Origin of the sequence: Caulobacter sp. HMWF025, assembly GCF_003060965.1 — a bacterium.
GTDB lineage: Bacteria > Pseudomonadota > Alphaproteobacteria > Caulobacterales > Caulobacteraceae > Caulobacter.
Genome location: NZ_QAII01000052.1, coordinates 56,726 through 78,586, shown reverse-complemented (window position 1 = coordinate 78,586; position 21,861 = coordinate 56,726). Strand labels below are relative to the sequence as shown.

Below are 21,861 nucleotides of genomic sequence, written 5' to 3'. Positions count from 1 at the left end.
TTCACCGCCGGATCACCCCCACCCTGCCCTCCCCCATCAAGGGGGAGGGTTGATACCTTTACGGACGCGCCATTTTGGGGGCTGAAGACGACAATGCCGAACATCACCCGCCAGGGCTGGGTCGCCTACGCCATCGCCGCCGTCACGGTCGGTCTGGACCAGCTCAGCAAGCTGTGGATCCTCAACGGCCTGAACCTGCCGGTCCGGGGTACGGTCGTCCTGCCCGGTCCGGTCGACCTGACCATGGTCTGGAACCGGGGCATGAGCTTTGGCCTGCTCAGCGGCCATGCCGAATGGGCCCGCTGGCTGCTGACCGGCTTTTCAACCGTCGTGGTGGTGGTCCTGGCCCTCTGGGCCGCAAAGGCCAGCAAGCCCCTGATGGCCATCGGGCTGGGCCTGATCATCGGCGGGGCGATCGGCAACAACCTGATCGACCGGGTGGTCTATGGCGCGGTGGCCGATTTCATCGACGTGCGGGACCTCTACTTCCCGTGGATCTTCAACATCGCCGACGCCGGCATCTCGGTCGGGGTGGCCTTCCTGCTGCTCGACAGCTTCCTGAACGGCGAAGCAAAACTGGCGAAGCCGACCGAATAAGGCCGCAATCGCGAGAGACATTGGCGCCCGCGCTTTGATGTCGTATCGAGTGCGCTCGAAATTCTGGCCCGAACGGGCCTACCGGAGCATGGGTTCATGAGTTTCAATCGGGTCGCGACCCTGAGCGTTCTGGCCGCCGTTGCCGCCACGGGCCTCGCAGGTTGCCAATCGGCCTCCAAGGCTCTGGGTATGAGCAAGGTGGTCCCCGACGAGTTCCGCGTCGTCACCAAGGCTCCCCTGGTCGTTCCGCCCGACTATGCCCTGCGTCCGCCGGCCCCCGGCGAGCCCCGTCCGCAGGAACTGCAGCCCGAAAGCGCCGCCCGCCAGGCCCTGATCGGCCAGAGCATGGCCGCCGGCCGCTCGGACGGTGAAAAGCTGCTGGTGGCCCGCGCCGGCGTCGACAAGGCCGATCCTCTGATCCGTTTCGTCGTCGACGACGAGACCGGCGACCTGGCCCACAAGGACGAGAGCTTCGCCAGCAAGGTGATGTTCTGGAAGAAGGACAAGGCCGAGGTCGCCGCGACCGCCAGCGAAACCGGGGCCAATGCGCCGATCGTCATCGACGCCGCCGCCGAGGAAGCCCGCCTGAAGGCCCTGATGGGTCCCGGCAAGGTGGTGATCAGCCGCGACAAGCAGGGCCGGATCAAGCTGCCGGGCCTGTAAGGGCCGCAAAGCCATCTGCGCTGAAATCGAAAGGCCCGGTAGCGGAAGCTTCCGGGTCTTTTGCTGTCCTGGACCCTAGGTGCTGCGCCCGTAGCGTATCCGGGCCAGGGCCGAGACCAGTTCGGTGGCCAGATCCATCGGCTTGAGGCCCGCCTTCCAGGTCTCGAAGGCCATGACGTTGTCGATGCGGGCATCCAGATGCACCAGCGCCGACTCGCGGCCGGACGCCATCTCGACCGCCAGGGTCGAAACCAGGATGCCCGACAGGATCGCCCGCTTGGAATAGTGGTTCTCGTCAGTGGCGGTATCGCCCGCCCAGCGCCACAGAGCGTCGGCGCTTTCCCAGGTCAGACGCAGGGCCAGGGCAAGGTTCGTCGGAAAGGCCAGGAAGGCCGCCAGGGGGCGAAGGGCTGCCGCATCGACCATGGCTGCATCGAGACGCGCAATGACCCCCTCACGGATCTTCTGGCGGATCTTGAGGGCACCCGGCTCCAGGGCGGCGAGTCGCGCCAGGGCATCCGCGTCATGGCGTCGCGACAGCAGGGCGGCCAGATCCCGGGCCCCTTCGGGCAGCAGCAGCTGGGTCTCGCCCGGCGACAGGCCTGCAGCCTGGGCGGCCCGCTCGACCAGACGGGGGTTCCAGCCGGCGGCCGGCGCCAGACGCAGGGCTTCGTCCAGCACCTGCTGTTCGGCCGTGTCGGCCCAGCTGTTTTCGGTCTGCGCGGATTTGCTCATGAATCCGAGTCTACACTGGTGTTTAGGCCGCGTCGCGCATGGACAGGGCCCGTTCACTCTGCTATCTGCCGCCCCTCGTTTCCCGGAAGCCCCCCTTCCGGGTAGTCAGGTTTTGTTCGCCCGCCCGGCCCCTGAGAGGGACTCGGGACATTGGTCGGGCCGTCGAATGGAGAGAGACCCCTGGTCCAGATTTTCGTCCGCGACAACAACGTCGATCAGGCCCTCAAGGCCCTGAAGAAGAAGATGCAACGCGAAGGCTCGTTCCGCGAAATGAAGCGGCACGTGCACTATGAGAAGCCGTCGGAAAAGCGCGCCCGTCAAAAGGCCGAAGCGGTTCGCCGCGCCCGCAAGCTGGCCCGCAAGCGCGCCCAGCGTGAAGGCCTGATCCCGATGCCGAAGAAGCCGGTCGGGGCGCGTTAAGCGCACCTTTCAGGTTTGAGAGTTTCGAAAGCCGCGCGGCGATCCGCGCGGCTTTCGTCGTTTTAGGCCCCGGCGCGGGGCGTGGCTCAGACGCCTTCGCGGCGCAGCAGCCGCCGGACCAGCCCCTTGAGATCCACCTTGCCGGTCGCCAGGGCCCCGGCCCGGAAGGCCTTGGTCGAGATCCAGACGATCAGGACCGTGGTGACCAGCATCAGCACGGTCGTGCCGACCACCTGCACCATCGAGGGGTCACCGGCGATGCGGGCCGGCATCAGGAACGGCGTAAAGGGCGGGATCCACGACAGGATGTTCAGGATCGGCGAGTCCGGCGTGCGGATGGCCTGGCTCATGAAGATGATCGGGACGCTCATCACAAGCATGATCGGCCCCAGCAGGGTCTGGGCATCGCGCTGGCTCTCGCAGAAGGCCCCGATCCCGGCGAACAGGCTGGCATACATCAGGTAGCCGCCGACCAGATAGGCCGCGAAATAAAGGAGCAGGCCCTTGCCCACCAGGACGGCCCCCAGGTCGCCGGCAAGGCCGGGCGCGAAGGCCAGCATGGCCCCGACGCCCACCAGGCTCCAGAGACCGATTACGGTCCCGGTCAGGCCGGCCACGCCGAGGATCTTGCCGCCCATGATCTCCGGTACCGAAGCTGACGACAGCAGCACCTCGAGGATCTTGGTCGACTTCTCCTCGATGACGCTGTTGAGCAGGATCCCGGCCCCGGTCATCACCATCGACCAGAGCAGGAAGCCCATGGCGAGACCCACATAGGTCGGCAGGCGGTCGCGCAGCGAGACCTTCTCCCCGGAGGCCGCTTTGGGCGACAGGCTGTTGACCGTGGGTTTGAGCGCATCGGCGGCCTTCAGAGTGGCCGGAGCCACCCCCGAACGCATCAGGGCCCGTTCGCGCATGATGTCGGTCACATGGCCGCGCAGTTCGCTCTCCAGGGCCGGGGCGGCCAGGTTGCGGCTCCACAGGTCCATGACGATGGCGTCGTCGCGACCACTGAGGATCAGGCCTGTGTCCAGCCGGCCTTCGGCGATCTCGCGCCGCAGGACCAGACCCGCCGCGCGGGCATCCCGAGCCTCAAGGGCTGTCTTGGGGGGAGCCTGGCGTACGGATGAGGCCTTGGGTGCCTTGAAGCGCTCCGCCACGGCCGGATTCAACGCCGCCAGCGCCTGGCGGGCCTGGGCCTCGCCACCCTGCGCCTGGGCCTTGCGGACCGCTTCGCCGGCCGTCGCCCCCCCGGCGGCCACGGCGGCCGTGCGCAGGGCCCGGCCCACGGCACGGGCCTGTTCCTCGTCCAGGGCCCGGGTCACGGCCTGGCCGAGACCCTGACCGGTCAGGTCGACGATGGCCAGTCGCTCGGGCTGGGCCGAACGACTCATCAGGAGCGGCGCGCCGATGCTGATGCCCATCACCAGCGGCAGGGCCAGGATCGACAGCCAGAAGCCTGCAGTGCGGACATAGGCCAGGTACTCCCGGCGGGCGATGTGCAGCAGGCGGCTCATGCCTGGCCTCCGGTCAGGACGATAAAGGCATCGTGCAGACTGGGCTCGCGAGCCTCGAACCGCTTCAGGGCCAGGTCGCCGGCAAAGGCCGCCTTCAGGGCCGCCTGGCCGTCCGCCCCCGGCGCGAGGGTTGCGACGTGGCGCAGCCCGCCGTCCGGAAGGGGTTCGGTGGCGACCGCAGCAATGCCCGGCAGGGCCGCCACTTCCGTCGCCGTCAGGTCCCCTTCAAGGACCAGGGCCCGGGGTGCCGCGCGGCGGGCCTCGGCGACGTCGCCGTCGAACACCTTGCGGCCGCGGGCCATCAGCACCACGCGGTCGCACAGTCGCTCGGCATGTTGCATGACATGGGTCGAGAACAGCACCGTGGCCCCGCGCTCGGCGATCCCCCGGATCATCCCCTCGAGGGCCTGCTGATTGACCGGATCCAGTCCCGAAAAGGGCTCGTCCAGCACCACCAGATCCGGCTCGTGGGCGAGGGCCGAAAGGAGCTGAACCTTCTGGGCCATGCCCTTGGACAGGGCCTGGATCGGCTTGTTCATGAACGGGCCGAGACCCTGACCCTCGAGCATCACCCGGGCCCGCTTGCGGGCCTCGCCGTCGCCGATCCCCTTCAGGCCAGCGAAAAAGGCGATGGCATCGACAGGGGTCATGCGCTTGTAGAGGCCGCGTTCCTCGGGAAGGAACCCAATCCGGTCGCGCACCTTGCGGGCATCATCGCTGCCCAGCACGCTGATGCGGCCTTCGCTGGGTGCGATCAGGCCGAGGGCCATGCGGATAGTTGAGGTCTTGCCCGCGCCATTGGGGCCCAGAAAGCCGCAGATCCGCCCCTGGGGCACTGAAAAACTGACGTCGCGCACGGCATGAAAGTCACCGTATCGTTTGCTGACGCCGTCCAGGCTGAGGGCGGTGGTCATGCGCGCTCCCGAATCAATCGCTCTTTCGAGGTGTATCAGCCCCGGCAGGTTCCGCCACAAAGGCCACGGCCCGGACGATGTGGTCAGCAAAGCCCTGTCCCAGCAACCGAGTATGGCTGGCGGCCTCGACATGTTCGACCATGCCGTGACGCGCAGCGCGGGCCGGGGCCGCCTGGATCGCCTTCCACTCCTCGCGGCCTTTGACCGGCCCGGCGGTTAACACGGCGACAGGCCATTCAGGATTCAGCGGCGGCTGGGCTGCAGCCTGGTTTGAGGCCTCAAGCCAGAGCGCCACCTCGTCAGCGGCGGTACGGTTGTGGCGGCCATTGCCGAAGGCCCAGCGCTTCTCGGCCTTCGCTGATGCGGGCAGACCGATCTTGTCGCCGAGACCTGTGTGGGACAAGGGCTTGTACAGACCCAGTGCCGCGCCGCGCGCAGCCCAGCGCGAGGCGGTCGCAAAGGCCTTGATGAAGCCGACAACGCGCGGCTCGGCCGCAGCCTCCGGCGTGGCGGCGTCCAGAAACACCAACCCTGCGACGCGGTCGGGGTTACGACCGGCATATTCGCGCAGGCGCAGCCCGGCCATGGAGTGTCCGACGAGGATGTAGGGGCCGACTTCGCCCGACCGATCGACCAGCTTTTCGAAATCCGAGACAATGGCCAGGCCGTCGCGCGGGGCAGGGCCGGGATCGGAATAGCCCATGCCGGCCCGGTCGTAGGCGCAGGTCCGCCAGCCGGCCGCCACCAGGGCGGCCTGAGTGGCTCCAAAGTCTGCGGAGAAGCCGAAGGCCCCGGCTTCCAGCCAGACCACGGGCCGGGTGCTGCGCGGGCCCTCACAGATCAGGCGCAAACTGCGGCCGGATTCGATCTCGATCCGTTCGCCACGAGGGCGCGGCGCGCTGTATGCGCTCATGACACCGCCGAGGGCGATGTAGACGATGACAAAAAGAACGACACTGGCGAGACCGCGACCGAGCATATGAAGCATGACCGTACCTTAGCGCCGGATTGTGACGCGTCGAGCCGCCCTGTTCAGCCGTCGCTGGCCGCCAGCCGGGCCTGCTGGCGCGCCAAGCGGGCCCGGGCGGCCTTGACGCTCTCCGGCCAGGCCGAGACCGTCGCCAGATGCACCTTGCGGGGCACGCGGGCGGCGGCTTTCAGCGGCAGGTCTTCGGCCGCCGCAAAGCTCTGGCCGAGAAAGAAGGTCGGGTTGAGGGGCTTGCCCTTGCGACGGATCTCAAAATGCAGGTGCGCACCGGTTGAGCGACCACTGTTGCCGACATAGGCAATGGTCTGCCCCCGGCGGGCATACTGCCCCCGCTTCACGTCGCGCGCCGTGGCCCCCAGATGGGCATAGAGTGTACGGAAGCCATCCTTGTGACCCAGCTCCACAAAGCGTCCATACGACCCGTTGACGCCCGTGCGCAGGACGACTCCGTCCGAAGCCGCCCGGATGGCCGAGCCCTCGGGCGCAGCGATGTCGACGCCCTCATGCAGCCGGCCATTTTCTTCCCAGGGCAGCTGCCGAAGGCCGAACGGTGAATTGATGACGTGGCCCGGCAGGGGCGCGTCGAACACAAAGGCCGGCAGGGGCTCGGGCGCGCTTTCAACCGTGTCGGGTTCGGTGATCGGCTCCGTCCGGGCAGGCTCTGCCGCGAAGGCCCGCAAAGCGCTTCCGGCATTCAGCAGTCCGACCGTCGAAAGCACGCCGACCAGGGCCAGAAAGGCGACCCGGGAATAGGGCGGTGCGGCGGCGGGGGCTTCAGACGACAAATCCACTTTCCTGTCAGACGATCGGTCTGGCTAGGGGACCGCGCAACAGTCAGATTGGTCGCACATTCGTCTTTCCCGATGATGAATCGGCCGACTTTTGCCGCAGATGGGCCTGCCGCTCGAGTTGTCGCTTAACCTGGTCTTAATCAGCACGGCACGGACCGGGCCGATTACCGAGGCTGAACATCAGGTCCATCGCGAACAGCCTGAATGCTGTGACGTCTGGCCAGAACAAGGAAACGCGAGATCTGAAAGGTCGGCCGATCTGCTGCATCGATCGGCCCACGACCAGCCCAGATCCCGGAGCGGGGGACAAGCGGGGCTCGCGCCATCCGCTGCACCCGCAGAGGAGCGCAAGCTGATTAAGACGGTATTATGAAAGATTACAGAATGTTTATTCAATGAATGAAGTGTAATTCTCTAAATTACACTTCATGAAAGAGACTTCACGAGACTTTCGAAGTGCTCGCAAGTACACCTCTGGACATGGGGCGCAGACAAGCGCCGGACACAAACCAACACCGAGGGATTACTCCGATGCGCAAGTTCATGACCAGCCTGACCACCGTCGCCGCCCTGAGCCTGGCCGCCATTCCCGTTCTGGGCCTGACCCAAGCTGCCAACGCCGCCGAGCCGGTGGCCCGCATCTCGGTCGGCGACCTGAACCTCTCCAACCCCGCCCAGGCTGCCCTGTTCAAGGCCCGCGTCGAGACCGCCGCCAACGCCCTCTGCCGCGCCAAGGCCCGCAACCACAGCCTCGACATGCCCCACGGCGTCTGCGTTGCCGAAGTCGGCCGCGAAGTCAGCCGCAACCTCACCTCGCCGCAGCGCAAGGCCCTGCAATTCGCCGCCCGCGCCCAGGCCGTTGAAGTCGCCGCCCAGTGAGGTCAGCCAAGGCGAGCCCCGAAAACAACAAAGGCCTCAGGGGAACCTGAGGCCTTTGCTTTATCTGCCGTCGAGTTCGATGAAGGCGGACTAGAGCCCCTTTACGATCCCCTCGACCATCTTCTTGGCGTCCCCGAACAGCATCATGGTGTTGTCGCGGAAGAACAGTTCATTCTCGACCCCGGCATAGCCCGAGGCCATGCCGCGCTTGATGAACAAGACGGTGCGGGCCTTTTCGACATCAAGGATCGGCATGCCGTAGATGGCGCTGGTCGGGTCAGTTTTGGCCGCGGGATTGGTGACGTCATTGGCACCGATCACGAAGGCCACGTCAGCCGTCGAGAACTCGCTGTTGATGTCTTCCAGCTCGAACACCTCGTCATAAGGGACGTTCGCTTCGGCCAGCAGCACGTTCATGTGGCCGGGCATGCGGCCGGCGACCGGGTGGATGGCGTATTTCACCTCAACCCCCTCTTCCTTCAGCTTGTCGCCCATCTCGCGCAGGATGTGCTGGGCCTGGGAGACGGCCATGCCGTAGCCGGGGACGATGATCACCTTGCTGGCGTTCTTCATGATGAAGGCCGCATCATCAGCCGAGCCCTGCTTGACGGGACGGCTCTCGACCTTGCCGCCGGGACCGGCCACGGCGTCGGCCGCGCCGAAGCCGCCGAGGATCACCGAGACGAACGAGCGGTTCATCGCCTTGCACATGATGTAGGACAGGATCGCGCCCGACGAGCCCACCAGGGCACCGGTGATGATCAGGGTGGTGTTTTCCAGCGTGAAGCCCAGGGCCGCCGCCGCCCAGCCCGAATAGCTGTTCAGCATCGAGACCACGACGGGCATGTCGGCGCCGCCGATCGGGATGATCAGGGTGATCCCGATGATCAGGGCCAGGGCGAAGATGCCCCAGAAAGCCCAGATGGCCGCGCCGCCCGAGATCACCAGCACCACGATCAGTGCGACGATGCCGAGGCCCAATGCGATGTTCAGCAGATGACGGGCCGGCAGCATGATCGGCGCGCCGCCCATATTGCCGTTCAGCTTGGCGAAGGCGATGACCGAACCGGTAAAGGTGATCGCGCCGATGGCCAGACCCAGGGACAACTCAACCAGGCTGTTGAGATGGATGTGGCCGTCCTCGCCGACGATGCCGTAGGCAGCGGGGGTGTAGATGGCGGCCACGGCCACCAGACACGCGGCCATGCCGACGAGGCTGTGAAAGGCGGCGACCAACTGCGGCATCGAGGTCATGGCGACCTTGCGGGCGATGACCGCCCCGACGCCGCCGCCGACGGCGACGCCGCCGAGGATCAGGCCGAGCGTTACGATGTCCAGCGCACCCTGGCTCCACAGGGTGGCCAGGGTAGTGGTCACGGCGATGGCCATGCCGATCATGCCGTTGCGATTGCCCGCCTGGCTGGTCACCGGGCTCGACAGCCCGCGCAGGGCCAGGATGAACAGCACCCCCGAGACGATATAGAGGATGGCGGCGATGTTAGCGTTCATTCGGAGGTCCCCCCGGACGGCGGCGCCGGGTCGGCGCGCAGATTAGAGAGCAGCAGCATCACGCCCATGCCGACGGCGAAGGGCGAGAGCCAGCGGAGGATGTCAGCGGCACCGCTGGTCCCGGCCTGCAGGCCCACGGCATTGGCACTGAGGCCCAGAGCGATCAGGACGAAGGCGGGCGCGAAGGCGGCACCGTTGCCGGTCGCCTTCTTGCGCGGCAGCACCTTGGAGACGCCGACGGCCACGATCAGGAAGACCAGGGCCGCCAGGGTCAGGGTGGCGGGGCCGCTCACTTCTTGTCCTTCTTCTTGTACATGGCCAGCATCCGGTTGGTGACCAGGAAGCCGCCGAAGATGTTGACCGCCGCGAAGGCCGCAGCGAGCGCGCCGGCCCCCTTGGAGATCCAGACCGAACCGGTCGTGGCCTCGCCCGCGCCGCCATGGGCGGCGGCGGCCAGCAGGGCCCCGACGATGATCACTGAGGAAATGGCGTTGGTCACGGCCATCAGCGGCGTGTGCAGGGCGGGCGTAACGCTCCACACCACATAATAGCCCACGAAGATGGCGAGCACGAAGATCGCCAGACGGAACACGGTGGGGTCGACGGCTTCCATGGAGGCCTCCCTTTCAATGTGAGTTAGGCGGTCTTCAGCGACGGGTGGACGATTTCGCCCCCCTGGGTGACCAGGGCGGCCTTCAGGATCTCGTCCTCGAAGTCGGGGGCGAAGGCCCCTTCCTTGTTGAGGAACAGACCCGACAGGGCAAAGAGGTTGCGCGAGTAGAGAGCCGAAGCGTCGGTGGCGATCCGCCCGGGCAGATTGGCCGCCCCGAGGATCTTGGCCCCGTTTTCCGTGATCACCGTCTCGTTCAGCTTGGCACCGACGACATTGCCGCCTTGCTCGATGGCGAGATCGACCAGCACCGAGCCGGCGCGCATCGACGCCACCTGCTCGGCATTGACCAGCTTGGGGGCCGGTCGGCCGGGGATCAGGGCCGTGGTGATGACGATGTCCTGCTTGGCGATGTGACCGGAAACCAGCGCCGCCTGCTTGGCCTGGTACTCGGCCGACATTTCCTTGGCGTAGCCGCCGGCGGTCTGGGCGTTCTTGAATTCCTCGTCCTCGACGGCGAGGAACTTGGCACCCAGCGACTCGACCTGCTCCTTGGTGGCGGGGCGAACGTCGGTGGCGGTGACCACCGCGCCGAGCCGGCGGGCCGTGGCGATGGCCTGCAGGCCGGCAACGCCGACGCCCATGATGAAGACCTTAGCGGCGGCGACGGTGCCGGCGGCGGTCATCATCATCGGCAGGGCCTTGCCATAGGCTTCGGCCCCCTCGATCACGGCGCGATAGCCGGCGAGATTTGCCTGCGAGGACAGCATGTCCATGACCTGGGCCCGCGTGATGCGCGGGATGAACTCCATGGCGATGGCGCTGGCCCCGGCCTTGGCCAGGGCATTCAGCGTGTCCTTGTCCTGGTGGGGATTGAGAGCGGCAGCGACGATGGCCCCGCTCTTCAGGGCCGCGATCTCGGCGGCTTCCGGCGCGCGGACCTTGAACAGGACATCAGCGTCCTTGATCGCCTCGGCGGCTCCGCCAACCAGGGTCGCGCCGGCGGCGGCATAGTCGGCGTCAGGATAGGCGGCGGCGATCCCCGCCCCGGCCTGAACGACCACCGAAAACCCGGCGGCGGTCAGCTTTTTGACGGTTTCCGGTGTGGCCGCGACCCGCGTTTCGTTCGCGCGGGTCTCTTTGGTGACCGCGATAATGGCCATCGGCATACCCCTCCCCAGAGCGCTGTTCGCCCAAGCAACTTGACCTGCTCTGTAGGGGATAGTCTTGCCTCTTGTCGAGGCATGACGTGCACGTCAGGGAAAAAATATGCCGATGTCTACCGGTGTCAGTGCGTCGAACCGGGCTTTTCGCGCAGGAATACCACACCCAGCACTGCGAGCACGATACCGGGGATCAGGCCGCCCAGGAAGCCCGCCGGGGTGCAGAACCACAGGGTGATGACGGTCAGCACGACCGCAATCGCCAGCGAGCCCCACTTGGCCATGCCGCCGAAGGCCGCATAGGTCGCAGCCTGTTCCTGGATGTCCATTTCACCGCGGTGATAGTCGCCGGCCATGTCGTGTCCTCGATGGGAAGAGAAAAACCTGACTGCCGCTTACAACGCCGGGGCTAAAGGCTCAAGCGGGCGATGGGCGCGACACTTTCAACGCCAAGGAACGCCATGCCCTCCTCAGGGCCGACGATCGAGTGCAGGAACCGCGAATAGTCGAGGGGCGCCGTCCCGGCGAACAGGCCGATTGAGGTGACCCCGACAGAAGCGGCGATGTTCAGGGGCCCGGAATTGTTGCCGATGAACAGGTCGGCCCGCGAGGTCAGGGCGGCGGCGGTGTCCATCTTCAAATCGCAGACATTGACCCCGTCTGCACCCGCCGCCAGTTGGCCCTCGACGGCGGCGCTGTCACCGAAGCCGCCCAGCCAGAACCGCGTCCCGCCCAGATCGGCCAGCTCGCGGGTCAGTTCGCCGAAGCGCTCCATCGGCCAGCAGCGGCTGGGCTCGCTGGAGCCGACTCCATAGACGATCCACGGACGCGGCAGGCCCGCAAACCGCGCCTCCATGGCCTCGACGGCGGCAGGAATGGGAACAAGCGCCGGCTCGCGGCTGGACACGCTCAGGCCATGCCCGGTCTCTAGGGCCGCCAGCTTCTCGATCCGGTGGGCCGGGCGCATCGACCGGGGCAGGAAGGGCTTGTGGGTCAGCCAGCGCTCCTGGCCGTGACCGAGACCAAAGCCGCGCCGCTCGGGCACTCCCGCAAGGGCCGCGCCTATGGCCGGACGGTCGATCTTCTCCAGAATCCAAACGGCGCGAGGCTTTCGCCGGCGGCACAATTTGTAGAAGTCGGCGATCTCGACCAGGTTGCGGAAGGTTCCGGCGCGATAGTCCAGATAGTCAACAGCGACCACACAAGGCTCGGCGGCCAGCAGGTCGCGGGCCCGACTCGACGGCCGCGCGGCCAGCAGCACGCGCCCTTCCGGCGTCGAGGCTGCAATGGCCCGCAGGGTCGGCAGGTGCCACATCAGGTCGCCCACGCCCCGATCGGGCATGTAGACCATGACCAGCCCCGGGGCCGGAGTTTCGTCGTAGCTCATCGCCAGGCGGCGAGCAGACCACGCAGCCCGGCCACGAAGGCCAGCGGCTGGTCGATCATCACATGATGGTCAGCGTCGGGAATGGGCACGAGCAGGACGTCCTTGGGCATTTCCCCGATCATATAGTCCAAGGTCTCGGCGTGCATAAGGTTGGATCGCTCGCCCCACATCAGGGCCGCCGGGCAGGCAATCTGCGGCAGCAGAAGCCCAAGGTCGGGCATCCGGAAGCGTTGCCAGATGGCCGGATCAAACTTCCAGGTCCAGCCCCCGTCGACTTCCTTCAGGGACCGGCGGGCGATGTAGTCGGCGATGAACAGGTTCTCGCAGGCCTGGGGCGGGGCCAGCCGGAAGCGGCCAAGGGCCTCGACGAGCGTCTCATAGACCTTGTTGCCGAAGCCCGGACGATTGGGCGGGCCCTTCCAGCGCTTCTCCGGCGGTTGGATGCTGCTGTCGACCATGATGATGCCGCGCAGCCGGTCGGCATGGGCCACACCGCAATAGAGGGTGGGAAAGCCGCCGAACGAATGGCCGACGAAGATCGGCTTGACCCCGCCGGCTTCAAGCTGTGCCGCCTCGACGGCCGCAAAGGCCTCGGCCGCGAACGACTCGGCCGAATAGGACTCGCGCCAGTCCGAACCGCCCATCCCGGCCCAAGAAATCGCCGCCACCCGCCAGTCGCGGGCGAAGAAGGGCGCAATGAAGCTCCACCAGTCGGCATGGGCCCCATTGCCGTGCAGGAACAGAAGGCCGGGCTTGCCGACCTCGCCCCAGGTCAGCATCTCGATGCCGGCCCCGTCGACCATCAGGGTGGTGCGCTCGGGTTGCTGGGCCAGGGCCTGCTCGAACCAGGCCGGTGCCGGAGGCACTTCGCCGGCGAAGGCTTCCAGTGGCGCCGGCATCGGTGGCGGCACGCGGGCTAGTTGCACCTGATCATCAGCCATGGTCAGCCCTCTCCCTTGTAGGCGGCCTCGCCCGGGCGGGGCTTGCGTGGTGACAGGGCCTTGAAGATGCCGGTGCCGGTGATCAGGGTGCGGTCGCCCGACCAGATCCGGCCCCGCACGGTGAACACCAGGTCCTCCTCGCTGATCAACTCACCGCGCCCCTCGACCCAGTCGCCCAGCTTGGCGCCCGAGAGGAAGTCGCACATCAGCCGCACGGTCACCCAGCTGTAGGACTTCTGCAGCGAGATGATCCGCCCCCAGGCCATGTCGGCAAAGCTCATCAGCATGCCGCCGTGGCAGTTGCCCAGGCCGTTGGTGTGGTGCTCCTCGACCCGGAAGCCGAGGCAGGCGTCACCCGGGCCCGAGCGCTGCTCGAACAGCGGCCCGATCTGGCGGCCAAAGCCGCGCGACCAGTTGAGCTGGGAATAGCCATCGGGGATGGCGGCGGTCTGGGCGTCGGTAAGATCGTCGGACATGCGACAAATCCTAACGATCGTTTGAACCAAACGGAACCCTTCCCCGACGACGTGTAAGGACGAGCCTGCTGGCGGCGTCTAACCTTCTCGAAACCGGGGCGGATCATGGGCGCTGAACATCGCAGGGACGAGGCGTTCGCTGACTGGCTGGAGCCGCATCTGGCCGCCCTGCGCCGGATCAGCCGCGCCTTCGCCCAACCGGCCGATCAGCACGATCTGCTGCAGGAACTGATGGTGGCGGTGTGGCGGGCCTGGCCGCGCTTCGAGGACCGCAGCTCTGCTGCGACCTTTGTCTATAGGGTCGCGCACAATACCGCCCTGACCTGGAAGCGTGGAGAGGCGCGGCGGCAGCGACGGAGTGACGCAATCGAGGCCGAGCTCAGCCTTCGACTAGTCATCGGCGACCCGGCCGAGGCGGCCCTGCTGGAGCGGCTCTACCGGGGGGTCCGCACCCTGCCGCCGCTCGACCGGTCGCTCATCCTGCTGTCCCTGGACGGCGTGGCCTATGGCGAGATCGCCCGACTGCACGGCCTGTCGGAAACCAATGTCGGCGCACGCCTGACCCGCATCCGCGTCCGTCTTTCAACCCTCGTAAAGGACGACGTCGATGGAGTTTGACCGTCTCGAACAGGCCTGGCGCTCGGACGCCAACACCCCGACCGATGAAACCCAGGCCCTCTTGAAGGAGCAACTGATGCATACATTGAAATCCCGCCGACACCGTGAAATCCTTCTGGCCGGTATCCCGGTGACGACCCTGACCCTGTTCACGGTTATGGCCCTGGCCGCAGTCCTGAAAAACGACGGTGCCGGTTGGCCTGGAATCGCCATGCTGGCCGTGTGCTGGATGGTGATGGGCGCGGTGCTCTGGAACGGTTTCAGGCATCGGTCGCGCGACAGCGGTTCGCCCCTGCGCGATACGGTGGCCAGCCTGCTGGCCGCCAATCGCCGGGCACGATCCAACTGCCACGTCTTCTGGGCCATGCTTCCGGTGTTCATGCTGCCCCTGTTCATGGCGATCCAGCGCCTGCAGGTCGATGGCCGTATGAACACGACGGCCGGCTGGCAGGCCATGGCCGTGTGCGGCCTGGCCCTAGCGGCCAGCACGGGATGGAATCTGCTGCGCTACATCCTGATACTCAAGCCCGAGCAGCGGCGCCTTGAGGCGCTGCTGGCCGACTACGAAGGCTAACAGAGCCCATGCCGGTACCACCGTCCTGGCGGTTGGCCAGCCCCTCTTCGTGGGAGCTCTCCAGCGAAGCCTCGAAGAGTGACTGGCCGCGGCAACGCTGCCGGGGTGCTGTAAAGCCGAGACCAGGCCATTGGTTCAGGGGGCCGCTAAAGCCCCTTCGCCGAACAGTACCTTCAGGATCAGCCGCTCGACGGTCGCCACGTCGACACTGACGCAGACCTCGGCATTGGCCGGTCCTTCGATCCGCTCGATGCGACCCTGACGCAGGCCGTCAACCGTCACCCGCAGGCGGGCCGGCTCGAACCGAAAGGCCTCAGGGGCGATCAGGGCAGCGGCGGCAACGGCATCATGCGGATGACAGGCTCCGTCCAGCCCCCAGACCTGACCGTGGAAGTCCATGTATGGCCTGGCCGCCCGCGACAGGCGCCCCGAAAGGGGCGAGCCGCAGGCCGTCGCTCCGGCAACCAGGTCAGCCGCCGTCAGGGTGACCTGACTCGAGACGTCCAGCGGCACCAGGCGCGGCCGAACCCCGGCGTCGAGAACCCTCTGCAGGGCCTCCGGATCGCTCCAGGTGTTGAAATCGCCGCCGCCGGTCGCCTTGCCCTCGACCGTGAACGCCCCGGCCATCACCGTCGGCCGCCAGTCGCGAAAGGCGGCCGGATCGTCCAGCAGGCCCTGGGCCAGATTCGTCAACGGCCCCAGGAACAGGCCCGCGATCTTGCGGCGGGCGACAAAAGCCAGAAGGCCGGTGCCGTGGCCGCGATCGAGCTCGGGCAGCTTCCAGCGTTGAGAGAACCCCGCGCCATTGAGGCCATCGACCCCGTGGGCGGGTCGCATGCGCTCGACCCGGCGGCGGGCCAGGCCAGATCCTGCACCGATATAGACCTCGGCCCCGCAGCCCGCGAGCCGCAGCACGCCGCGGGCATTGGCGGCGGCCTGGTCGACATAGGTGTTGCCGAACACGGCCGAGACCGAGCCGACCTCGACCGCCTCCCGCGCCCGGGCCAGCATGGCCAGCGCCAGGGCGTCGTCCACGCCGCAGTCGGTGTCGATGTGAACGCGAAGGGTCATGACGTCAGTCTAGCCGACGTCATGTGACGGGGAGAAGACGGAACTCTTAACCCAGTGCCGCCAGGTCGTCGTCGCTGATCTCTTCGTTGGAATAGACAGCCTGGACGTCGTCATCGTCGTTCAGCATGTCCAGCAGCTTCATCAGCGTGCCGACCGCCTCACCGGTCACCGGAACCTGCATCTTGGGGCGCCAAGCGATCTTGGTGTTGCCGGCGGCCCCGAACTGGGCTTCCAGCGCGGCGGCGACCTCGTTGAGGCTCTCGAAGGCGGTGTAGATGGTGTGGCCCTCGCCTTCCTCATCCATGTCCGAGGTGACGTCATCAGCGCCGGCCTCGATGGCGGCTTCCATCATGGCGTCTTCGCTGGCGGCCTTGGCCGGATAGGTGATCTGGCCGACGCGGTCATAGTTGAACGCCACCGACCCGGTCGCGCCCATATTGCCGCCCAGCTTGGTGAAATAGGAGCGGACATTGGCGGCGGCGCGGTTCTTGTTGTCGGTCAGCACCTCGACAATGATGCCGACGCCGCCGGCGGCCACGCCCTCATAACGGATTTCCGCATAGTCGGCCGCATCGCCCATCTGCGACTTCTTGATCGCGCGGTCGATGACGTCCTTAGGCAGGCTTTCGGCCTTGGCGTTGTTCACGGCCAGGCGCAGGCGCGGGTTCATGTTCGGGTCGGGCAGGCCGGCCTTGGCCGCCACGGTGATTTCCCGCGACAGCTTGGAGAACAGCTTGGAGCGCGCAGCATCGGCGCGGCCCTTGCGGTGCATGATGTTCTTGAATTTCGAGTGGCCGGCCATTCGCGGGGCTCTTCTCTGATCTGACGAAGATGGAGTTTGGGCGCGCTTCTAGCCCCTGGAGCGGGGTTTTGTCACCCGGCTTGATCCTGTGCGGCTTGTCCGTGGCCCGGGATCGCCGCTAGTTTGACGGGATAGATGCACGGGATCGCGACGCAGAATGGCCCTCACCCTGCACTACCATCCCCTCTCCTCGTTCTGCTGGAAGGCCCTGATCGGCCTTTACGAGAACGATACGCCGTTCACGGCGCGCCTGGTGAACCTCGGCGAGCCGGCCTCGCGCGCTGCCTTCCTCGAGGTCTGGGCGCTGGGCAAGTTTCCGGTCCTGACCGACGCGGCACGGGGCCAGACGGTGCCCGAGACCAGTGTGATCCTCGACTATCTGGACCTGCACTATCCTGGCTCCGTGCAGTTCACCCCCGCCGACCGGGACGCGGCCTGGCAAACCCGGCTATGGGACCGATTCTTCGATCTCTATGTGCAGCAGCCCATGCAGAAGATCGTTTCCGACCGAATCCGGCCGACCAACGCCGATCGCGATCCATTGGGTGTCGCCCAGGCCAGAGCCCAGCTCCAGACCGCATACGACGTCCTGGAAACGGAACTCTCTGGCCGGACTTGGATGTCCGGCCAAACCTTCGGCCTGGCCGACTGCGCCGCCCTGCCCGGCCTGTTCTATGCAGACAAGGTCGAGCCCTGGGGCAAGGACCGCCCCTTGGTCAGCGCCTATTTCGAGCGGTTGAAGACCCGACTGTCGGTCCAGCGCGTGCTGGCTGAGGCCGAGCCGTTCTTCCACCTGTTCCCAGCCGGTTAGGCCACCTTCAGTTCGACCTGAACATTGCCGCGCGTCGCCTTGGAATAGGGGCAGACTTCATGCGCTGCGTGTAGAACCTTCTCAGCGGTTTCCCGATCGAGGTCGGGCGCATTGAGGGTCAGGCGCACGCCGATGTGGAAGCTGGTCTCGTCCTTGATCAAGTCAACCTCGGAATCGAGACTGTGCTCGCCCAGCTTGACCCCCTGGTTGCGGGCCACCAGGCCCAGTGCGCCCAGGAAGCAGGCGGCATAGCCGGCCGCAAACAATTGCTCGGGATTGGTGCCTGAACCGTCACCGCCCAGCGACTTGGGATAGCCCAGGGTCACGTCCAGATGGCCATCATCGGTCCTGGCCGTGCCTTGGCGGCCGCCGACAGCGTGGGCTTTTGCGGTATAGAGGGCATCGCTCATAGAGGGCTCCTGAGGGCTGAAGACACGCAAGACTTGGGTGCAACGTGTGACAGCCGCAAGCGGGCGCAGGCTCCGGCCCTAAACCGCTGGAACCGTCTCCTTCAGCCGCCCGCCGACCCGGATCGGTTCGACGCGGACCGCCAGCCCCGTGCGGTCGTCGGTCTCGACGAAGACACCGCACACCGTGGCCGGGCCCGAGGCCGGCGTATAGCGGCCGCCGCTGATCTTGGTGGTGAAACGCCGCAGGGGCTCTTCCTTCTGGTTGCCGATCACGCTGTCATAGTCGGCGCAGGCCCCGGCGTCGGTCTGGTAGGCGGTGCCGCCCGGCAGGATCTGGGCGTCGGCAGTCGGGACATGGGTGTGGGTGCCGACCACCAGCGAGGCGCGGCCATCGCAATAGTGGCCCATGGCCATCTTCTCGGAGGTGGCCTCGCAGTGCATGTCGACCACCACCGCGTCGGCCACCTGGCCCAGCGGGGCCTTGTCCAGTTCGCGGTCGGCGGCGGCGAAGGGGTCGTCCATGGCATCCATGTGCACCCGGCCCAGCAGGTTGATGACCATGATGGTGCGGCCACGCTCGGTCTGGAACAGGTGGCTGCCCCGCCCCGGGGCGTCGGACAGGATCGGATAGTTGGCCGGACGGATCAGCCGCGGCTCGCGGACGATGTAGGTCAGCGCCTCGCGCTGGTCCCAGCTGTGATTGCCCAGCGTCAGGCAGTCGGCCCCGGCCTCGAACAGCTCGCGGGCGGTGTTCTCGGTGATACCGAAGCCCGCCGCGGCGTTCTCGGCATTGATGATCACGAATTCCAGGTCCAGCTGGCGGCGCAGGGCGGGCAGATGGTCGGCCAGACCGTCACGGCCCGACTTGCCGACGACATCGCCGAAGAAAGCAAAACGCATCGAAATTCCTTGCCAGACCCCCTTTGGGTCTCAGTCGCTCACCGCGATATACTCGTTTTCAGTGAGAATGGCGTCCAGAGCCTGATCATGCGGCTCATTGGGCAGGCCGGCTGTGTCCTGGCCGCCATAGGCGAGGCCCAGCACCAGGACCGTGCGACGGGCCCTCAGGGCCTCCAGCGCCCGGTCGTAATAGCCCCCGCCCTGCCCCAGCCGCCGGCCCGAGCGGTCAAAGGCCAGCAGCGGAACCACGACCAGGTCAGGCTCGACAGCCGGTTGACCGGCATCGGGTGCCGTCTGGCCCGCCGCATCGCGGACCAGCGGGAGCGAGCGATCCCAGAGACGGAACACCATCGCGCCCGCCGCCCCCTCCACCGAGGGCAGGGCCAGGGTCCAGCCGGCGGCGGCCAGGCCGTCGGCGAGCGGGCGGGGATCGATCTCCGACCCGGCGGGCTGGTAGAGGGCGGCGACCTTGCCGGCCGGATCCGGAAAGGCTTCAGCCAGGACCGGCAGACCGATCGCGGCGGCCTGGTCTCCGGCCCCGGGACAGGCCCGCGCCAGCAGTTTGCGCCGCGTCCGCACGAACATTCGCAGGGTCGACTTGGCAGCCACGGGATCGGGGATCGTCAAGGCGGCGGCGCGGCGCGATAGGTCAGGGCGATGATCCCCAGGATCAGGATCACCAGACCCACCTGAGCCCACAGCCGAAAGCTGTCCGGCACGAAGGTGGTGCAGATCATGGCGATCACAAAGATCAGGGTCGTCAGCCAGCCCTGCCATCCCGTCGGCTGCGCGCCGACCCCGAAGGCCTTGGGCCCGAACCAGCCGGATTTCATCAACGCCTCGGCGAAGGGGAAAGGGTGGCGGCGCCATGAAGAACCGTGAAGACGTTTCAATCCACTCGAACCTGTTAGTTACAGGTGGGCCCCGTGTTCCCGCAGCCACGGCCACGGGAGGGAACAGGTCCCGATAGAGAGATTAAGGTCCCTGGGAATAGAAATCTTCGACGAGGGCCACAGCTGACCCGCCGTCGTGGAAGATAGGCGTTCGAGACGCACGGCGCCAGCGTTGCGGTGTCGCGGACAGCGAATAGTGCGAACTTGCCCCCTCCGCGCCTACGGCGCTCCTCTTCCATAGGGGGAAGACGACCGCGAAGCGGTCAGGAGGGGCGTGTCACTCGAGACCCAGCTTCTCAATCCGCTCGGCCGCTGCGTCTATGGCGCGGATGGCGGCGATTTCGATGCGGCTGGCTTCGCGGTTCTGTTCGGTCTGCAGGCGGGCCAGTTCGCTCTGGGCGTGGGCCAGGCGCAGCTTCAGGTCGCTCATCTCGTCGGCCAGCAGCAGCGCGCCCATCAGGAACAGCCGGGTCTCGCCCAGTTGGCCGACGTCCTGGCTGACCTGACGGACCTGGCGGTCGAACAGGCGGGCGATCTCGAGCAGATGGGCCTCCTGCCCGTCCTCGCAGCCCACCGTGTAGGGGCGGCCGTTCACCTGGATGGTCAGTTGCGCCATGGCTCAGCCCTCGCCCGGACGGTCAACACGCACCGCAGCCTCACCGTCAGCCTCGTCGGGGTGGTCATCGTTGGCGGTCAGCCCCTCGTCGCCGAGGGCGGCGCGGATCTCGGCGATGGCCCGGCCCAGGGCCACCGAGGCCTGGGCTCCAGCCTCTTCCAGGGCCCGCTCGCGCTCGCGCGCGGCGCTGAGTTCGGCCACCAGACGGTCCCGGTCGGCATCCCCCTCGAACAGATCGCCGCCCTCCGCGGGGCGTAAGGCAACCGTCCGCACGGCCAGTCTCTGCTCGAGCTGGGTGATGGCACGGTCCAGCCGGCGCACGGCGAGGTCGAGGGCGCTGGTTTCGCCCGGGGTCATCGGCGGGTTCCAATCATGCGGTGCAACATATAGATCAGGGCGACCTTCGCCACCCGCTGCGGCGACAATACGGTCATCAAACGTCCATAGCAGCATTCGGTCACGCGTTGTTACCGCTCTCGGGCTTGACTTCCCTGTTCCCGCCCGCAAAACGCGCTGCAAAATCAAGGAACGCCGGTCGATCCTGGCGGCGTCCGTTATGAGGAGAACGACACCATGGCCCTTCGCGTCGCCATCAACGGTTTCGGCCGCATCGGACGTCTGGTCCTGCGCTCCATCGTCGAGCACGGCCGCACCGACATCGAAGTCGTGGCGATCAACGACCTGGGCCCGGTCGAAACCAACGCCCACCTGCTGCGCTACGACAGCGTGCACGGCCGCTTCCCCGGCGTCGTCACCTCGGGCGAGGACTGGATCGATGTCGGCACCGGCAAGATCAAGGTCACAGCGATCCGTAACCCGGCCGAACTGCCCCACGCCGAGCTGAACGTCGATATCGCGTTCGAGTGCACCGGCCTGTTCACCACCAAGGAAAAGGCCAGCGCCCACCTGACCGCCGGCGCCAAGCGCGTTCTGGTCTCCGCCCCCTGCGACGGGGCCGATCAGACCATCGTCTACAAGGTCAATGACGACGTGCTGAGCGCCGCCGACCTGGTGATCTCCAACGGTTCGTGCACCACCAACTGCCTGGCTCCCATCGCCAAGGTCATCCACGACCTGGTCGGCATTGAGCGCGGCTACATGACCACCATCCACAGCTACACCGGCGACCAGCCGACGCTGGATACGATGCACAAGGACCTGTATCGCGGCCGGGCCGCCGCCCTCTCGATGATCCCGACCTCGACCGGCGCCGCCAAGGCCCTGGGCCTGGTGCTGCCCGCCCTGAAGGGCAAGCTGGACGGTTCTTCGATCCGCGTCCCGACCCCGAACGTCTCGGTGGTTGACCTGAAGTTCGTGCCCTCGCGCGAGACCACGGCCGCCGAACTGAACGAGGCCCTGAAGGCCGCCGCCGCCGGTCCGCTGAAGGGCGTGCTGGGCGTCACCGACGAAGCCCTGGTCTCGACCGATTTCAACCACATCGCCGAAAGCTCGACGGCGGCCCTGGCCCAGACCCAGGTCATCGAAGGCAAGCTGGGCCGCGTGCTCAGCTGGTACGACAACGAATGGGGCTTCGCGACCCGCATGAGCGACACCGCGCTCGTGATGGCGAAGTTCC

The 21,861-nt window shown here is 66.8% G+C and carries 29 protein-coding genes; 8 read left to right on the top strand and 21 right to left on the bottom strand.

What is annotated here, in order from left to right:
- Positions 1-93: 93 nt before the first annotated feature.
- Complete coding sequence (gene lspA / locus DBR10_RS07365; RefSeq protein ID WP_108556234.1) at positions 94-597, top strand: signal peptidase II; 504 nt, start codon at positions 94-96, stop codon at positions 595-597.
- A gap of 96 nt (positions 598-693) precedes the next feature.
- Positions 694-1,260: a DUF3035 domain-containing protein gene (locus DBR10_RS07360; protein ID WP_108506158.1), complete on the top strand. Its 567-nt coding sequence runs from the start codon at positions 694-696 to the stop codon at positions 1,258-1,260.
- 75 nt (positions 1,261-1,335) lie between these two features.
- Here the strand turns inward: DBR10_RS07360 and DBR10_RS07355 are convergent, their stop codons facing one another.
- Positions 1,336-1,995: a COQ9 family protein gene (locus tag DBR10_RS07355; RefSeq protein ID WP_108506159.1), complete on the bottom strand. Its 660-nt coding sequence runs from the start codon at positions 1,993-1,995 to the stop codon at positions 1,336-1,338.
- Positions 1,996-2,175: 180 nt separating this feature from the next.
- On the opposite strand from DBR10_RS07355, the gene rpsU reads away from it, so the two are divergent.
- Positions 2,176-2,415, top strand: coding sequence for a 30S ribosomal protein S21 (gene rpsU, locus DBR10_RS07350; RefSeq protein ID WP_085953736.1), 240 nt, complete (start codon positions 2,176-2,178; stop codon positions 2,413-2,415).
- Positions 2,416-2,501: 86 nt separating this feature from the next.
- Here the strand turns inward: rpsU and DBR10_RS07345 are convergent, their stop codons facing one another.
- The 4 genes from DBR10_RS07345 to DBR10_RS07330 are packed head-to-tail and all read right to left on the bottom strand — an operon-like array spanning position 2,502 to position 6,625.
- Positions 2,502-3,932, bottom strand: a complete 1,431-nt coding sequence (locus DBR10_RS07345; RefSeq protein ID WP_108556233.1) for an ABC transporter permease — start codon at positions 3,930-3,932, stop codon at positions 2,502-2,504.
- Positions 3,929-4,846, bottom strand: coding sequence for an ABC transporter ATP-binding protein (locus tag DBR10_RS07340; RefSeq protein ID WP_108504953.1), 918 nt, complete (start codon positions 4,844-4,846; stop codon positions 3,929-3,931). Before DBR10_RS07340 ends, DBR10_RS07345 begins: the two co-directional genes overlap by 4 nt.
- A 13-nt stretch (positions 4,847-4,859) precedes the next feature.
- The gene (locus tag DBR10_RS07335) at positions 4,860-5,834 is read right to left on the bottom strand and encodes an alpha/beta fold hydrolase (RefSeq protein WP_108556232.1); all 975 of its coding nucleotides are present in this window, start codon (positions 5,832-5,834) and stop codon (positions 4,860-4,862) included.
- A gap of 44 nt (positions 5,835-5,878) precedes the next feature.
- Positions 5,879-6,625, bottom strand: a complete 747-nt coding sequence (locus tag DBR10_RS07330) for a M23 family metallopeptidase (protein ID WP_442861109.1) — start codon at positions 6,623-6,625, stop codon at positions 5,879-5,881.
- Between the two features lie 531 nt (positions 6,626-7,156).
- Between DBR10_RS07330 and DBR10_RS07325 the strand changes: the two genes are divergently transcribed.
- Entirely contained in the window at positions 7,157-7,504 is a 348-nt protein-coding gene (locus tag DBR10_RS07325) for a UrcA family protein (RefSeq protein WP_108504955.1), read from the top strand.
- Between the two features lie 90 nt (positions 7,505-7,594).
- Here the strand turns inward: DBR10_RS07325 and DBR10_RS07320 are convergent, their stop codons facing one another.
- The 8 genes from DBR10_RS07320 to DBR10_RS07285 all read right to left on the bottom strand — a co-directional run bounded on the left by DBR10_RS07320 (position 7,595) and on the right by DBR10_RS07285 (position 13,590).
- Positions 7,595-9,013 (bottom strand): NAD(P)(+) transhydrogenase (Re/Si-specific) subunit beta, encoded by a 1,419-nt coding sequence (locus DBR10_RS07320; RefSeq protein WP_108504956.1) that lies wholly within the window; start codon positions 9,011-9,013, stop codon positions 7,595-7,597.
- Positions 9,010-9,306: a hypothetical protein gene (locus tag DBR10_RS07315; protein WP_108490308.1), complete on the bottom strand. Its 297-nt coding sequence runs from the start codon at positions 9,304-9,306 to the stop codon at positions 9,010-9,012. Before DBR10_RS07315 ends, DBR10_RS07320 begins: the two co-directional genes overlap by 4 nt.
- Positions 9,303-9,626 (bottom strand): proton-translocating transhydrogenase family protein, encoded by a 324-nt coding sequence (locus DBR10_RS07310; RefSeq protein WP_108490307.1) that lies wholly within the window; start codon positions 9,624-9,626, stop codon positions 9,303-9,305. The genes DBR10_RS07315 and DBR10_RS07310 overlap by 4 nt, the downstream gene beginning before the upstream one ends.
- Positions 9,627-9,649: 23 nt before the next feature.
- The gene (locus DBR10_RS07305; protein WP_199223532.1) at positions 9,650-10,792 is read right to left on the bottom strand and encodes a Re/Si-specific NAD(P)(+) transhydrogenase subunit alpha; all 1,143 of its coding nucleotides are present in this window, start codon (positions 10,790-10,792) and stop codon (positions 9,650-9,652) included.
- 119 nt (positions 10,793-10,911) lie between these two features.
- Positions 10,912-11,142: an aa3-type cytochrome c oxidase subunit IV gene (locus tag DBR10_RS07300; protein ID WP_108490055.1), complete on the bottom strand. Its 231-nt coding sequence runs from the start codon at positions 11,140-11,142 to the stop codon at positions 10,912-10,914.
- Positions 11,143-11,195: 53 nt separating this feature from the next.
- Positions 11,196-12,173 carry a glycosyltransferase family 9 protein gene (locus tag DBR10_RS07295; RefSeq protein ID WP_108504957.1) on the bottom strand — a complete coding sequence of 326 codons (978 nt, stop codon included), beginning with the start codon at positions 12,171-12,173 and terminating at the stop codon, positions 11,196-11,198.
- Positions 12,170-13,114, bottom strand: coding sequence for an alpha/beta fold hydrolase (locus DBR10_RS07290; protein WP_369831692.1), 945 nt, complete (start codon positions 13,112-13,114; stop codon positions 12,170-12,172). The genes DBR10_RS07295 and DBR10_RS07290 overlap by 4 nt, the downstream gene beginning before the upstream one ends.
- Before the next feature lie 2 nt (positions 13,115-13,116).
- Positions 13,117-13,590 carry a PaaI family thioesterase gene (locus tag DBR10_RS07285; RefSeq protein WP_108504958.1) on the bottom strand — a complete coding sequence of 158 codons (474 nt, stop codon included), beginning with the start codon at positions 13,588-13,590 and terminating at the stop codon, positions 13,117-13,119.
- A 105-nt stretch (positions 13,591-13,695) separates the two neighbouring features.
- On the opposite strand from DBR10_RS07285, the gene DBR10_RS07280 reads away from it, so the two are divergent.
- Positions 13,696-14,208: an RNA polymerase sigma factor gene (locus tag DBR10_RS07280; RefSeq protein ID WP_108504959.1), complete on the top strand. Its 513-nt coding sequence runs from the start codon at positions 13,696-13,698 to the stop codon at positions 14,206-14,208.
- The gene (locus DBR10_RS07275) at positions 14,198-14,782 is read left to right on the top strand and encodes a hypothetical protein (RefSeq protein ID WP_108490063.1); all 585 of its coding nucleotides are present in this window, start codon (positions 14,198-14,200) and stop codon (positions 14,780-14,782) included. The genes DBR10_RS07280 and DBR10_RS07275 overlap by 11 nt, the downstream gene beginning before the upstream one ends.
- Before the next feature lie 135 nt (positions 14,783-14,917).
- On the opposite strand, the gene DBR10_RS07270 is transcribed toward DBR10_RS07275, so the two are convergent.
- Together DBR10_RS07270 and DBR10_RS07265 are read right to left on the bottom strand one after the other, a co-directional pair.
- On the bottom strand, positions 14,918-15,853 hold the full coding sequence (locus tag DBR10_RS07270; protein WP_108504960.1) for a nucleoside hydrolase: 936 nt from the start codon (positions 15,851-15,853) through the stop codon (positions 14,918-14,920).
- A gap of 46 nt (positions 15,854-15,899) precedes the next feature.
- Positions 15,900-16,655: a YebC/PmpR family DNA-binding transcriptional regulator gene (locus DBR10_RS07265; protein WP_108490633.1), complete on the bottom strand. Its 756-nt coding sequence runs from the start codon at positions 16,653-16,655 to the stop codon at positions 15,900-15,902.
- Between the two features lie 157 nt (positions 16,656-16,812).
- On the opposite strand from DBR10_RS07265, the gene DBR10_RS07260 reads away from it, so the two are divergent.
- The gene (locus DBR10_RS07260; protein ID WP_108490632.1) at positions 16,813-17,466 is read left to right on the top strand and encodes a glutathione S-transferase family protein; all 654 of its coding nucleotides are present in this window, start codon (positions 16,813-16,815) and stop codon (positions 17,464-17,466) included.
- Here DBR10_RS07260 and DBR10_RS07255 read toward each other — a convergent pair.
- The 6 genes from DBR10_RS07255 to DBR10_RS07235 all read right to left on the bottom strand — a co-directional run bounded on the left by DBR10_RS07255 (position 17,463) and on the right by DBR10_RS07235 (position 20,642).
- A complete protein-coding gene (locus tag DBR10_RS07255; protein ID WP_108490631.1) occupies positions 17,463-17,876 on the bottom strand; it encodes an organic hydroperoxide resistance protein in 414 nt (137 codons plus the stop codon). The two genes, DBR10_RS07260 and DBR10_RS07255, sit on opposite strands and share 4 nt — an antisense overlap.
- 78 nt (positions 17,877-17,954) lie before the next feature.
- Complete coding sequence (locus DBR10_RS07250; RefSeq protein ID WP_108504961.1) at positions 17,955-18,776, bottom strand: TIGR00282 family metallophosphoesterase; 822 nt, start codon at positions 18,774-18,776, stop codon at positions 17,955-17,957.
- A gap of 30 nt (positions 18,777-18,806) precedes the next feature.
- Complete coding sequence (locus tag DBR10_RS07245) at positions 18,807-19,385, bottom strand: 5-formyltetrahydrofolate cyclo-ligase (protein WP_255579981.1); 579 nt, start codon at positions 19,383-19,385, stop codon at positions 18,807-18,809.
- 14 nt (positions 19,386-19,399) lie between these two features.
- Positions 19,400-19,609, bottom strand: a complete 210-nt coding sequence (locus DBR10_RS19290) for a hypothetical protein (protein WP_199223533.1) — start codon at positions 19,607-19,609, stop codon at positions 19,400-19,402.
- 337 nt (positions 19,610-19,946) lie between these two features.
- Positions 19,947-20,285 carry a cell division protein ZapA gene (locus DBR10_RS07240; protein WP_108504963.1) on the bottom strand — a complete coding sequence of 113 codons (339 nt, stop codon included), beginning with the start codon at positions 20,283-20,285 and terminating at the stop codon, positions 19,947-19,949.
- A 3-nt stretch (positions 20,286-20,288) separates the two neighbouring features.
- Positions 20,289-20,642, bottom strand: a complete 354-nt coding sequence (locus DBR10_RS07235) for a DUF4164 family protein (RefSeq protein ID WP_108556231.1) — start codon at positions 20,640-20,642, stop codon at positions 20,289-20,291.
- 216 nt (positions 20,643-20,858) lie between these two features.
- On the opposite strand from DBR10_RS07235, the gene gap reads away from it, so the two are divergent.
- Positions 20,859-21,861 (top strand): type I glyceraldehyde-3-phosphate dehydrogenase (gene gap, locus DBR10_RS07230; protein ID WP_108556235.1); only part of this gene is annotated, 1,003 nt, incomplete at its 3' end.